The sequence below is a fragment of the Peribacillus sp. S4 genome (assembly GCF_046715815.1).
GTDB classification, from domain to species: domain Bacteria; phylum Bacillota; class Bacilli; order Bacillales; family DSM-1321; genus Peribacillus; species Peribacillus frigoritolerans.
The window spans coordinates 4,622,925-4,636,300 of record NZ_CP175708.1; the positions used below are offsets into that span (position 1 = coordinate 4,622,925).

Consider the following 13,376-nt stretch of genomic DNA (forward strand, 5'->3'; position numbering starts at 1 on the left):
CATAGTAAACTAGTAAAGTTAAATTTTACAAAGGGGAATAAAATCATTGTGAAAAAATTCTTTGGATGTTTTATTATGTTAAGCCTTCTTTGTATGTGTCTCTTTCCAACCAGTGGTCATTCATCAAGTAAAACCCAATCCATAGGTTTTGTTAAAGTGGACAATACAAAAGTTTTTAGTTCTCCTAAATTAGGTTCCACTCTATTAAAGACATTAAAGAAGGGCGAAGAGTTTCCCATCATTTCTTCTTCCGTTGGGGATTCCGCGGGGCCCATCATTCATAAAGTGAAGTCTGGAAACACACTATGGAAAATAGCAAATCAATATGGTGTTTCAGTAAGTGAGCTGCAAAAAGTAAATAAATTAACTTCTTCCGAAATAACTGTTGGCCAAAGCCTGAAGATTCCCCAGAAATATAAGATCCATAAGGTTGTATCAGGCGATACATTGTGGAAGATTTCTACTAAATACAAGGTAACAACAAATGATTTGACGAAATTAAATAACTTACGTACGGTTACCCTTAAAGTGGGCCAAAAATTGAAGGTTCCTGATTATTACTACCAGATTCAATTGCTTGGCGGAAAAAAGGGCTGGATAAAGAAATCCCAGCTTCAAAATAAGGTGCAAAATCGTATCGTCATGGGCTGGAAGCATAACGGATCGAAAGAAAGCTATACCCAGCAACTTAAACACCCCAATTTGAATGTAGTATCTCCCCGTTCTTATACGCTGACTGATACCGGTAATTACGTTTCCGTTTCTGTAGATACAAAATACATCCAAGCTGCACATAAACAAGGAAAACAAGTTTGGCAGCTTATCGGGAATAAATTTGACCCTGTATTAACTGGTTCTGTACTAGGCAATACAAAAAAACGCCAGAAATTAGTTTCAGCTTTACGCGATTCACTTGTTAAAACGAAAAGTGATGGAATAAATGTAGATTTCGAAAACATCGATCCAAAAAATAAGAAGCACTTTGTACTTTTCATAGGCGAACTGAAAAAGGCACTAAAACCGCATGGAATTAAAGTGTCTGTGGATGTCACCCGAGAAAATGAAGACCCTTATTGGTCAAAAAGCCTAGATAGGAAAGCACTTGGCAAAGTAGCGGACTATATAATCATAATGGGTTATGACGAGCATTGGGGAGGGAGCCCAGTAGCCGGGTCCGTTTCCTCGTTACCGTGGATCAAAGAAGGAACCAAGCTTTTAATGAAAGAAGTTCCTGCTCATAAGATCATATTGGCTGTACCATTTTATACGAGAGAATGGGTGACCGATTTGTCGACCAAAAAAGTGAAAAGTCATGACCGTACCATGGCTGAGGTCAACAAAATCATTTCAACTCAAAAACTTAAAAAGGTATGGGATAAACAGACGCAACAAAATTACGTGGTGTACACTTCCAAAGGGAAAAAACATCAAATTTGGATAGAAGATAAAAAATCGATGAAGCTCCGTATGGACCTGGTTAAACAAAATCATCTAGGCGGTGCAGCTGCTTGGTACATTGGATCAGAAACTCCTGACATTTGGGATGTCTATCAATTTAATCAATAGGTACATGCATAAAGGAAAAAGGCCTCACATTGTGTGCGGCCTTTTTTGCATGACATCATTTTCAGTCGGTCCAGTCGTTTTAAGTGAATAGACCACCCCAATAAATATCAAGGAAATACCCAGAATTTGAATCCCGTCCGGTTTAAATCCTGAAAGCAGAATATCCAAAAGGATGGCAACTGCCGGATCGACAAAAATCATGAAAGAAACTACATTTGTAGGCAAATGGCGAATACTATTAAAAAACAGCAAATACACGACGCCTGTATGGATGATGCCGGTAAGCACCGTATAAAACCATTCGGAAGATTTTAACGTTGTATATACGGAATAATCGACAAAAGGAATCAGTAATAGAAATCCAATGAACATTTGCAGAAATGTGGTCGCATATACACTGGTCTTTGTAATGCTCTTTCCTAAAAGCATGGTTGCCGCATAGAAAAAGGCAGCAATGATCCCATACATGATGCCCTCCCATTCAGGGGATGATGATCGAAATCCATCTGTTCCCATAATGAGTAATGTGCCAATGAAGCAAAGGGAAATGGCCAAGATGGAGAATACATTCATTTTCTCCCTAAAAATGAGGCTCCCTATAATGAGTACAAGGATCGGCGCTAAATGATAAAGCGAAATGGCGATTGTCACCGATATCAGCTCAAAAGATTTAAAGAGGAATATCCAGTTTAACAAGTTGGCCACCGCGCAGAAAATGATGAGCATTACCTCCCTGCCATTCCATATTTCGTTCTTGAAATGTCCGGTAATCATCCAGGCTGCACATAAGAAAACGGCAGCACAAATGCAGCGAACAAAAACCAGTTCCAATGCAGGAAGTCCTGATAGTTCCGAAAAGAAACCGACAGAACCAAAGATTGTCATGGCTAGAGACAGTTGAAGAAGTGCTATTTTATTCATTTAATTTCCCCTCATGAAATTTCCATTTTTTACATTTATACTATCATTTCTCGGGCATGCCGTCACGAGTAATGATATTCGCCCACATTTGATCCGGAATCATTAATGCACACCTGCTATCGCGCGGCAAGGCTGTCATGATCTCGTCTTCCCTGCCTTCCTTTATTTTGGCGGCCCAGTCCGGTTCCATCAGCAATTCCCTTCCTAAAGCGAAAAGCGGTATATTTTTCTCAAGCACAGCATTTGCTTCCTCTGGAGTATGAATCGATCCAAGTGATATGAAACTGGTCCTGCCAGCAATGACATCGCGGAGAATTTCGGTCCTTGTCAATCCCCTGTTCAATCCGCTTCTAGGCATGGACCAGACATTTTTAACAGAAAGATGTAAATAGGAAAGCCCCTGAGTTGCCAATTCATCTACCAATGCGGCTGTATCATCCATTTTCAAACCTCCTTCTTCCGGTTCTTCGGGGGAGAAGCGATACCCAATAACGAATTCCTTGTCTGCATAAAGATCACGGATCCGCTTCACCTCCGCGATGACGGCAAGTGGAAAATGCATTCTATTCTTCAAACTCCCTCCCCAATGATCTCTCCGTCTGTTAGAGTGGGGGGAGAAAAACTGCTGCAGGAGATAGCCATTCGCTCCATGGATTTCCACACCGTCGAATCCTGAACGAATGGCATGGCGGGTGGCTCTTCCAAAGTCTTGAATAGTGGATAGAATCTCAGTGTGGCTCATTGACCTTGGAATGTACTCTTCGCCCATTCCTTTATAAACGCTTGCAATGATTCCGCTCGGACTAACCATTTTTTCTCCGCCTGTACAGCTTGGAAGGCTCTCGCTTCCGCCATGATGAAGCTGGAGAATGGCTTTTGCACCTTTGGATTTGATGGTTTTTGAAAGCTCAGTGAGTCCAGTGAGGCTTTGTTCATCATATACTTTCATTTGCCGGGGAAAGCTTGTCGCAACAGGGGAAATGGCGGCAGCAGCAGTAATGAACATGGCAGGTCCATCCGCCCTTCTTTTATAGTAGGCTAATTCCTCGTCAGAAACCAAGCCATCCTCTTGACCTGAATAAGTGGTCATCGGCGCAACTACAATCCTGTTTTTAAGAACCGTTCCATTAGAAAGCGTGTACGGTGAAAAAATTTGCCCGTATTTCCGTTTCATCATTTTCCCATCACCCATTCGTATTTTAATTTGTAATGTTATTGTATTCTCGACCACATCATAAGTAAAATGAATGTTTTTCATTACTAGGATTAGAGTTTCTCATGTATAATTCATAAAAGAAGGGTGTGGGGCATTTGAATTTTTTTCAACTGGAAGTCTTTTTACATGTTGTTGAACACGGAAGTTTTACGAAAGCGGGAGACCGGATCGGACTGACTCAATCAGGCGTGAGCCATAACATTACAGCACTTGAAACGGAACTTGGTGTGACTCTATTGAAGCGTGACCGAAAAGGTATAACACTCACGACTGCGGGAGAACAAGTCATTCCACATATGCGGGCCATTGCTGCCAACCTTGCACATATCGAACAAAAGATTGCAGCTGTGAATGGAATGGAAATCGGTAAAATAACGATTGGCAGTTTTCCAAGCTTCACTGCCAGATTCATACCAAAGCTATTCTCCATCTTTAAAGAAAAATACCCTAATATCGATTTGCTGATTCATGAAGGTGGATATGAGGAAATCTTAACATGGATCGAAGAAGGAACAGTGGACATCGGCTTTGCAGCAAAACCAGTAAAGAACGTGGAATTCATCCCTCTGCTAACAGATCCTCTATCAGCTGTCGTGTACGAAGACCATCCGCTTTCAGGGAAAATCTCATTGAACCTGGAAGACTTCGTTGATCAACCATTCATCATGCTGAGATCTGGCTGTGAAACACTCATAGAAGAAAGATTCCTGGAAGCTAGGATAAAACCAAACATTTCATACGACATTAAAGACAATCAAACGGTGCTCTCAATGGTAGCAGGAAAATTAGGCATCACGATTATGCCAGACCTGGCCTTACCGGAAAAACCCGAACGCATCAAAAGCCTGCCCTTGAACCCGGAACTTTCCCGGGAGATCGGATTGGTCATGAAATCAGCTAAACACCTTTCACCCGTCGCCAAGGAATTTACAAAAGTCGTTCAAAATCACTTCATCGGGTAATGGGCAGTATGAAAAAAAACAAGAATCCTCTTTTAATGAATGGGGATTCTTGTCGTGCCGATGATCATCCAAAGAATAGATCCAGCAGATTACTGCCTGCAGATGATTGCCTATTATAAAACTCCGAATAACCGCACTGCTTGCAATACACAACCGTAAATTGATTATTTTGGACATCGAACATTTTTGACAAGCCTGTTCCTGTCATGGCTACATCCTTCTTAGCAGCATCATTGCTTCCGCATTTCATACAACCCTTTTCGCTCATGATCCTTCATCTCCCAAATTTATTAAAATGATAAATGCTCATAAATACCGGAGCTTCCCGGCACCGTTCATAATTACATATACGGATAACGTGGATAAATGGTTTCGGAATTCATGCAAAAATATGTAAATTCCATTGAGTACTGTTTTTATTGGCTGCCTTTTTTATTACGGTTAGATTTTATGGTAGGCAAGGCATTATACACACTAATTGCAAAATAATAGATTAAAATCATATGCATAGCATCACTTATAGGAACGGGGGTATCATCAAGCTTAAAAATAGCAAATAATGCATATACCCCAACAAATATGATCGGATAAATGATGTAATGATAGATGAAATTTTTTATCCGATCATATTATTTTATCGCATCGCTTTCTTATTCACTTAAACAGCTAAAACCGATAATCGGGGACGCTGGTGAAATCATTAAATGACATCTGCATCATCCAATCGTATTTCGGCGACCCTTCCACCTGGTACACACCAGAATTCCAAGGTAATATTTCGTTTATGGTCAATGTATCCGATAATATCGGCTCCCTGTTCATAACTTTTATAATAATGTTCTCCGTACTTCGAAAGGACGTCCGCTTTCTTACTTCCTAATTTAATGCCTTTGCTTGTTTGAAGGGAGTTTTCAAATTGGGCGTCGTCCGTACTTGAAATGATCAACCGCATGATTTTCCCTTTATCCTCGTCTGTATTGATAGAGGCCGTTTTCAACCCGCCCTTCCAATAATAATAATCATAAGCCTTATTATTATCCTGATCGATGGGTTCTTCATATTCCCTGATGAATTCCGGACTCGATATGTTATCAAACACTTTAAATCCCCCGATAGATTCATCAGACAAATCTGTTGATTTTGTCAATTTTTGAGAGAATGCCGAGTACACATAGAACCCTAACGCTATTCCAATAATTATAAAAACAATGACTAACTTTCGTTTATAATGCATTTTCCCCATCTTTAAACCTGCTCCATCTCTATCAGATTATTTCCGCGAAGTCCGCAATTAACCAGTGTATTGTTCATATGTACATGGAGCTACTGACTAGCAAACTGGTAGGAACTGATCCCCATTACGAACCCTCCGCCTATCCCGATCACTACGCCAGCAACTGTCCATTGTGATATCACCATGCCCATTAGAAATAAAGAAAATCCTATAAGTCCAATTAATAGAACCTTGTTTTTATTCATTTTCCACCCCTAAGCCTAACTGAATATCCTCATATTATCTTATACGGATAATTTTGGATAAAGGTTTCACTTTATGCCAGATTCAAAGCAGCAACATTCCTTTTACATAAGAAAAACCGAAATCAGCCACTGATTTCGGTTTTTCGCTCTATTTAATTAGTGATATCTTTTTTCTGGAAGAAGAAGAAAGTTAGCGCTAAAAAGATAAGATAATAGATTCCCAGTACACCCATCGAGAATCCAAGTGTAGCTCCATCGAACATGTCTATCGTTCCGGAAATATAGCCCCTTAAATCGAGATGGGGGAATAGGACGAATTTTAACCACTCGTATTTTCCAATGAATGATTGAATGACCATATTTAATGTCGAAGAGGCAAATAGGATGAAAATGGATATACCTACTGCAAGTGCTTGGTTTTTAAATAATGTGCTTAACATGAAAGCGATGGTCGTGATGACCAGGAATCCTGGTATCCAGTAAACGATCATGTCCACGAAATATTCGCCGACTACCACCGGACTGAATTCGAAAGATGCAGGATCCATGATCTTGTCTGAATACGAACCATTGCCAAAGAATATGATTCCGATTAGATAACTGAATATAAGCAGGCTCGCAAGTAATAACGCTGCAAATAACAAGGAAGTAATATATTTGGAAAGAAGGATCTTCCAACGTTTATAAGGCCTGATCAACAGTTGTTTAATGGTCCCATCGGAAAATTCCGAGGAAACGAGCGAGCTGCAAACAATAACGACGAATAAAGTGACAAATGATGTTAATGATGTAGTCCATTCAGCCATATAGGTCCAATTCGTGTTTAAGTCAGGGTTTATATTATCAGCCAACAGTTGCTTGTTGTAAGTAATTTCTTCCATGATGGCGGCTTTTTCTTCTTCACTGATTTCCTTAGCTCCCAAAGCCTTTTCCTGTTCTTGGATATCGGCGTTTATCTCTTGCTTCCAATCTTTATTCGTTTCGTCAGGACTTAGTTTATAATCGATGACCGCAGCCCCTAATGCTGCCAATAATAGAAAAGCGATGAATATATAAGTTGATACTTTTGAAAAGATTTTCATCCATTCATTTTTTACTAAGGACATCATACAGACTCCCTCATTTCCTGCTCAGTGATTTCGAAGAATTTATCTTCCAGCGATTTTCTGGTTATGCCTATTTCAAAGACATCCAGATCATTTGCATTAAAACTCCTGTTTATATGGGCTGTTTGTTCTCTGGTGGCCGATACGGAGATTTTCTTCGCACCATTTTTTAGGATCGTGATATCCGCAAACTGTTCTTGAAGGATTTTTTTAGCTAGCTTCCCATCACTGACGGTGAATGACACTTCATTGATCGTTTCAGTTTTTTCATCAACAATATGTTCTTTCGTATGGATCAGTTTTCCCTTTTCGATAACGGCAAAACTATCACACATCAATTGCATTTCCGATAGTAAATGTGATGAAATCAATATCCCGACGCCTTCACTTGCCAGTACTTTCAAATAATCACGAAACTCGCGAATCCCTTGCGGATCCAAGCCATTCGTCGGTTCATCAAAAATCAATAACGACGGTTTATGTAAAATGGCCTGTGCCACGCCAAGGCGCTGGCGCATTCCCAATGAATAGGTTTTAACCTTCTTATCGATGGCATGATCCAGTTTGACAAGCTTAATGACCTCTTCTATTCTCTCATTGGATATGTCATTGGATGACATCCGGGCATAATGCAGGATATTCTTTCTGCCTGTCATATATTTATAGAACTCCGGATTTTCAACAATGGCCCCCAATTCATGCATCGCACCTTCGAAATCATGATCGAGGTCACTGCCATTGATCATGACCGTACCGCCCGTACGATTGATGAGACCTGTGATCATACGGATGATCGTGGTCTTCCCAGCACCATTCGGACCTAGTAAACCAAATATTTCATTGCTTTTTATTTCAAAGCTAACATTGTCTACGATGGTTGCTTTTCCAATTTTTTTAGTTAAGGATTGAACCTTAAGAACCGATTCAGACATATAATACCTTCCTTTTTTATGAATTTCCAAAATCACACAAATTCAACATTACCATATTATGCATATTATTACTATACTGATATTCTTCTAATTAGGTATATTGAACCAATGCCTCCGCCGGCGTCAACTTCCCGCCCCCATTATCCTAAACACTGCCTTCACTTTTTTTCTTCGAAATAGCAACAACTCCTATATATCGTTACCATTTTATACGATTACGTAAGGAGAAAGTTTCAGGATTATTTTATCTGATAAGGAAAATTCATTATAATTTATACAATATATAGGTAAATCCGATAGAAATGGCCAGACCCAATGCAAATAGAAGGATTTTTCTAATAATGGAAGGTAAGAGCTTATATATCATCATTAAAATTACATCGATGAAATTTGTGGGTATTCCGGAGCCGAACTCTTTGATTTCTTTCTTTTTGCCAAATATGGCGAACCACATTATAAAAAGACCGCATAAAATAAAAATGATGGAAAAAATCTTATATCCCATTGAATGTCACCCGTTTCCTCATAGGCTAAACGATATTGTTATTATTATCTTAACTTTCAAGTTTCAAAATGAATTCTTCAACCTCTTTGCCTCTTGCATGGGAATATCCTTTGTCCTCATCGTCTCTTTCAAATCCGCATTTTTCCAGCACCCGGATGGATGCAAGGTTATCCTTGGCTGCACGGGCATAAACAGGGCGGACTTTTATTTTCGGCAAAAAATGGAGCAGTGCACATGTAGCGATCCCTTTACCCCAAAATTGTTTCCCGATCCAATAACTCACTTCCGGGTTACCAAACTGTTCAAACTTGAGAATGCTGCCTGCCACACCCCCATTGCAGAGTATGGTCATTTTTTGAATATCCCGGTTCGATAAGATGTTCTTCCAGTGTATCAAAAAAGCCGCCTTGTCCGATGGATCCTTAGATGTGAAAGCAGCCATATAGTTTGCGGCAGGATCCAATTGCTGCTCGAAAAAGATAGGAAGATCACTCTTCTTGACCTCCCGCAGGCGGACTCCTTCGTCATTTGTTTGCAATCCCATAAACTCATCCCCCACACCAATATATAACATGCATTAAAACCAGAAAAACCGAAGACTCTGCCATCTTCGGCGCGGTTTCATTCATTCATCTTACTATAATTGCCGTTGAACTGTTATTGCTCAATATGCTTGATAACGTCAGACAAGCTCTTATCCGCCATGGATCGGAGGCGTAAATGATGATTTTCCAAAGCTAAAGCGCCCGTCACGGGATTTGGTACGATTACACACTTTAACCCAGCAGTCAGGGCCGCTTGAAGCCCATTTAACGAATCTTCAAATGCTACGGCTTCTGCAGGCTGAATGCCTAGGACTTCAATTGCCTTTACATACAAATCGGGCGCTGGCTTAACTTTATCAACATCATCCCCTGTGATCATAACTTCAAAATAGTGTAACAGCCCGAGTTCCCCTAAATGATGAGTGACCCATTCTTTTGTCGAGCTTGAAGCGAGGGCGATTGTATATCCATTTCTTTTTGCTTCTTCTAGATAATCCTTCACACCTTCACGTGCCTGTGCTGTTTTCATCTTTACTTCATGGAGGCTTTTTGCTCTGGATTCAATTTCTTCAATATTATACCTTTCCCCCAGCTGATCTTTGAAGTACTGATTTAGTTCAGTATTATCGGTTCCGATACATGTAACAAAATGTTCGAGAGGCAAATCAGATTCATAAAAAGCCATCGTTTCTTTATAGGCCTCATACCAAACCGTTTCCGTGTCTAAAATTAAGCCATCAAAGTCGAAAATAACTGCCTTAATCATATGATTCCCTCCTTTATCCTTACAATAGAATTTATATTAACTTAAACGTACATGAATGAATGCCCCTGTTCAACCAAACGGTTCCGTTAGTTTCATATGAAACTTGATTTTTTCCCATAATTCGACAATTGATAAGGATATGGTAACCCGATGTCCGCCTCATTTCTTTTCTTTTTGTTACATGTTTTAACAATTACTTAGTGCCTTCGCGGTGTTTTTCCTTAACTGCGCCTAAAAGAGTGATAGTTTAACGAATGGTTTAATTGCAGGAAACAACGAGGAGGATAAACATGAAGAAAATTTTATTAACGATCCTAACGGCTTCTGTATTCATTCTAGGAGTTTGCATGCCAACTAAAGGCGAAGCCGCTGCTTTGGATCGCACACTTTCATTTGGAATGAGTAATAGTGATGTTAAAGAATTACAAGAATTATTACTGACAAAAGGGGTTTTTCCCTATCATGAAGCAACAGGTTACTACGGCCCGATTACAAAGGAATCCGTAAAGAAGTTTCAGGAAAAATCAGGGCTGAAAGTCGATGGAATATCAGGAACACAAACGAATCAGAAAATACAGGTACTAAAAAGCGGGGATATGGGAAGACCTGTAGCTGAACTGCAAAGGCTATTGAAAGCCTGGGATGTTTACTCATCAACGGTCGACGGCATTTATGGATCAGGTACAAAACAAGCAGTCATGAACTTTCAAAAGCAAAAGGGATTATCCGCTGACGGTATAGCCGGTGCACGGACCTTCAGTAAATTAGAAGAAAGAGCCAGTTTAGCAAGCTCAGCCGTTAAAGAACTGACGGTCACAAGTACAGCTTATACAGCAAGCTGCGAAGGATGTTCAGGCAATACAAGAATGGGTGTCGATTTAGAAAAATATGATGATGCCAAACTGATAGCAGTCGATCCGAACGTGATTCCGCTAGGCTCCATCGTGGAAGTCGAAGGCTACGGACAAGCCATCGCTGCAGACACGGGCGGTGCGATCAAAGGAAACAGAATCGATGTATTCATCGCAAAAGAAGCGGATGCTCTAACGTGGGGAAGAAAGCAAGTGAAGGTAAGAGTCATTAGATAATGCATGACATAAATATCGATTTACTATAAAAATAGATACATAACCAAACCGCAAAGAGCATGTATGGAATCCATTCATGCTCTTTCGGTCTGTTTAAACCAATTTGTACATGATAATGTCATCAACGTATTCACTTTCGCTCATCTTGAATTCTTTGATTTTACAGCCTTCTTCTACAAACCCCAGCCGTTTATACAATGATATTGCCCGATGATTCGTTGAAAAAACCCCCAAACTCACCTTTTCAATCAACGGATTGGCTTCTGCCCAATCCAATAACGCCTCAATAAGCTCTTTTCCGATTCCCATCCCTCTGAAATTTTTTCTGATCATCACCCCAAATGAGCCCTTGTGGAACATTCTCTTCCTAGTTTCCGTTTGAAAGGCTATCCATCCAACCACTTCATCGCTCATTTCGGCCACGATGATGGTTTCCCGTTCATTTTCCAATAACCTTCGTATCCAATCTCGTTGCTGTTCAGGTGTTTTATTGAACTCCTCCGATACGGCAATAAAATACTCGCCTTCGGAAATAACGGAATTCTGTACATCCAAAACCGCTTCCGCATCTTCCAATACACCAGTCCGGATCATATATGCAAGCCGATTATTTTTCATTCCTGGCATACCAATCCCTCTTAATGAACCATGTTCGGATCGAAGTGAACAATAGTCCGGCCTTCCATGATTCTTTGTTCAATTTTTTGAACGGTGTTGGATAATGAACGATCCGCATTCTTCAAATCATACTTTTTATGAAAAAAGTTATATAACGTTAAATCCCTTAGCTTTAAAAATAGAGGAATCGTTTCGTATTCTACAGGTGCCAGGATATTTTCCGTCTCATACCCTTTTATGAATTCCCTCATGAACTTGGCAGCATATTCATCGAGCCCTTTTATCCCTTCACGTTCCAAACTCCACATCAGATAGTACAGAGGGATCGCCAAATCGCTGGCAAACCAGTGATATGAACAGTCATCAAAGTCAAAAACATGAATCCTCCCCTCATGATAATGGAAATTGCCGTTATGTATGTCAGAATGAATCAAGCCAAAATTATCTTGATGAACGGAAAGGGCATTTAAATGCTTGTTGATTATTTCTTGTTGGCGTATCACTTGCTCCGGTACATCGGATTGATAGAGCTGGACATTCAATAATTCCTCTTCATACCAATCCAGCCGTTTATATTTCGCTTCAGGCTTATAACTTTTTGTTTGTTTATGCATTTGGCCAATGGTTCTTCCCCATTCAAAAAATAAAGGTCCATCGAAATTTTCATCAGTGACTTTCATCCTAACACCAGGAGCTTTTTCAAACAGGCAACAATAAAATTCCGTACCATCCGAGCCCTTTACAATTTCAACTAAATTCTTTTCTTTCGAAAAGAGAACTTTAGGAATTTCACTCCCATTATTCTGTAAATGCTCAATCCACTTTAGCTCCGCAAGCACTTGATCTTTTGTACGATGTGATTGATGGGTCATTCTTAAGATATATGGCGTTCCATCCCTGTAAACCTCAAATACGTAGTTCTCTGCATCTCCAAGTTTAACCGGATTCCCAGCATTCACTTGAAAAAAATCCCCCGCCAATTTCACCAATTCATTAGAAAAAATTCGTTCTACCGCTGCTTCCATGATCTTCACTCCTATTGCCAACATTATTAATAAAAACGATTTATACTATGCTTTATACGATACTAAGATACCATTTCCCTTTATTTGTATTTTATAAATTTAAAAAGTAAAGATATGTTCTTTTGCATAATCATTTATTAACGGCTCCTTCGTCTTTCTCAAAGGCTGTTTTCACATACTCTGTTGCTATTTACCAAGTAGTGAGGTGTGGTTGATTTCCCCTCCAGATGCTCGCTTTCCTTGGTGCGGGCGGTGAGCCCCCTCGGCGTATACGCCTGTGGGGGCTCACCTGTCCCGCCGCTCCCGCAGGAGTCTCGCACTTCCGCTCCAATCAACCTTAGATAGTTTCGTTTTAAAAACAACAACCTTTACGAAAAGAGCCTTCTCAAAAAAAAAAACGCCCTATAGGGGCGTCCAAAATCAAGTTTCCTTTTCTTCTTCATTCGCTATTTTATTGAACTTCAAGATTGTTTCTTCGATTACCGGATTATTGAATTCCTCTTGGATGGCTGATTGTACAAATTTATCTTCTTCACCATTCATTTCATCCCACTCATTAACTCTGTATTCTGGATCCCGACGATTTGATTTACCGTTTTGTTCCTCATTATTTAGCAACTATCTTCACCTCTTAACCATAGTAGAGT

Annotated in this window: 16 protein-coding genes; 3 read left to right on the forward strand and 13 right to left on the reverse strand. The window is 40.0% G+C overall.

The genetic code is table 11. From position 1 onward, the window contains the following. Positions 1-156: 156 nt before the first annotated feature. Complete coding sequence (locus tag ACJ9PY_RS21990; protein ID WP_411739007.1) at positions 157-1,566, forward strand: LysM peptidoglycan-binding domain-containing protein; 1,410 nt, start codon at positions 157-159, stop codon at positions 1,564-1,566. A 24-nt stretch (positions 1,567-1,590) separates the two neighbouring features. Here the strand turns inward: ACJ9PY_RS21990 and ACJ9PY_RS21995 are convergent, their stop codons facing one another. Continuing rightward, entirely contained in the window at positions 1,591-2,487 is an 897-nt protein-coding gene (locus tag ACJ9PY_RS21995; RefSeq protein ID WP_063590091.1) for a DMT family transporter, read from the reverse strand. 43 nt (positions 2,488-2,530) lie between these two features. After that, positions 2,531-3,664: an NADH-dependent flavin oxidoreductase gene (locus ACJ9PY_RS22000; RefSeq protein WP_411739008.1), complete on the reverse strand. Its 1,134-nt coding sequence runs from the start codon at positions 3,662-3,664 to the stop codon at positions 2,531-2,533. 134 nt (positions 3,665-3,798) lie between these two features. On the opposite strand from ACJ9PY_RS22000, the gene ACJ9PY_RS22005 reads away from it, so the two are divergent. Next, positions 3,799-4,665 (forward strand): LysR family transcriptional regulator, encoded by an 867-nt coding sequence (locus ACJ9PY_RS22005; protein WP_411739009.1) that lies wholly within the window; start codon positions 3,799-3,801, stop codon positions 4,663-4,665. Positions 4,666-4,729: 64 nt separating this feature from the next. Here the strand turns inward: ACJ9PY_RS22005 and ACJ9PY_RS22010 are convergent, their stop codons facing one another. The 8 genes from ACJ9PY_RS22010 to ACJ9PY_RS22045 form a co-directional block, all read right to left on the reverse strand. Then, positions 4,730-4,933: a zinc ribbon domain-containing protein gene (locus ACJ9PY_RS22010; RefSeq protein WP_057276417.1), complete on the reverse strand. Its 204-nt coding sequence runs from the start codon at positions 4,931-4,933 to the stop codon at positions 4,730-4,732. Between the two features lie 432 nt (positions 4,934-5,365). Further along, entirely contained in the window at positions 5,366-5,908 is a 543-nt protein-coding gene (locus tag ACJ9PY_RS22015; RefSeq protein WP_411739010.1) for a hypothetical protein, read from the reverse strand. A gap of 80 nt (positions 5,909-5,988) precedes the next feature. Beyond that, positions 5,989-6,144 (reverse strand): hypothetical protein, encoded by a 156-nt coding sequence (locus ACJ9PY_RS22020; protein WP_268565141.1) that lies wholly within the window; start codon positions 6,142-6,144, stop codon positions 5,989-5,991. A gap of 152 nt (positions 6,145-6,296) precedes the next feature. Beyond that, positions 6,297-7,253: an ABC transporter permease gene (locus ACJ9PY_RS22025; RefSeq protein WP_411739011.1), complete on the reverse strand. Its 957-nt coding sequence runs from the start codon at positions 7,251-7,253 to the stop codon at positions 6,297-6,299. Beyond that, the gene (locus tag ACJ9PY_RS22030) at positions 7,250-8,182 is read right to left on the reverse strand and encodes an ABC transporter ATP-binding protein (RefSeq protein ID WP_057276420.1); all 933 of its coding nucleotides are present in this window, start codon (positions 8,180-8,182) and stop codon (positions 7,250-7,252) included. The genes ACJ9PY_RS22025 and ACJ9PY_RS22030 overlap by 4 nt, the downstream gene beginning before the upstream one ends. Before the next feature lie 265 nt (positions 8,183-8,447). Beyond that, on the reverse strand, positions 8,448-8,687 hold the full coding sequence (locus ACJ9PY_RS22035) for a hypothetical protein (protein WP_411739012.1): 240 nt from the start codon (positions 8,685-8,687) through the stop codon (positions 8,448-8,450). Between the two features lie 49 nt (positions 8,688-8,736). Beyond that, positions 8,737-9,231: a GNAT family N-acetyltransferase gene (locus ACJ9PY_RS22040; RefSeq protein ID WP_411739013.1), complete on the reverse strand. Its 495-nt coding sequence runs from the start codon at positions 9,229-9,231 to the stop codon at positions 8,737-8,739. 113 nt (positions 9,232-9,344) lie between these two features. Beyond that, positions 9,345-9,998 (reverse strand): HAD family hydrolase, encoded by a 654-nt coding sequence (locus tag ACJ9PY_RS22045; protein WP_411739014.1) that lies wholly within the window; start codon positions 9,996-9,998, stop codon positions 9,345-9,347. Between the two features lie 290 nt (positions 9,999-10,288). Here ACJ9PY_RS22045 and ACJ9PY_RS22050 point away from each other — a divergent pair, with 290 nt between their 5' ends. Beyond that, a complete protein-coding gene (locus tag ACJ9PY_RS22050; RefSeq protein ID WP_063575137.1) occupies positions 10,289-11,086 on the forward strand; it encodes a peptidoglycan-binding protein in 798 nt (265 codons plus the stop codon). Positions 11,087-11,179: 93 nt separating this feature from the next. Here the strand turns inward: ACJ9PY_RS22050 and ACJ9PY_RS22055 are convergent, their stop codons facing one another. From ACJ9PY_RS22055 to ACJ9PY_RS22065, 3 genes are all read right to left on the reverse strand, one after another. Beyond that, positions 11,180-11,713: an N-acetyltransferase family protein gene (locus ACJ9PY_RS22055; RefSeq protein WP_411739015.1), complete on the reverse strand. Its 534-nt coding sequence runs from the start codon at positions 11,711-11,713 to the stop codon at positions 11,180-11,182. An 11-nt stretch (positions 11,714-11,724) separates the two neighbouring features. Then, positions 11,725-12,729 carry a phosphotransferase enzyme family protein gene (locus ACJ9PY_RS22060; RefSeq protein WP_411739016.1) on the reverse strand — a complete coding sequence of 335 codons (1,005 nt, stop codon included), beginning with the start codon at positions 12,727-12,729 and terminating at the stop codon, positions 11,725-11,727. Positions 12,730-13,149: 420 nt separating this feature from the next. Beyond that, a complete protein-coding gene (locus ACJ9PY_RS22065) occupies positions 13,150-13,347 on the reverse strand; it encodes a hypothetical protein (RefSeq protein WP_063575134.1) in 198 nt (65 codons plus the stop codon). Positions 13,348-13,376 lie beyond the last annotated feature (29 nt).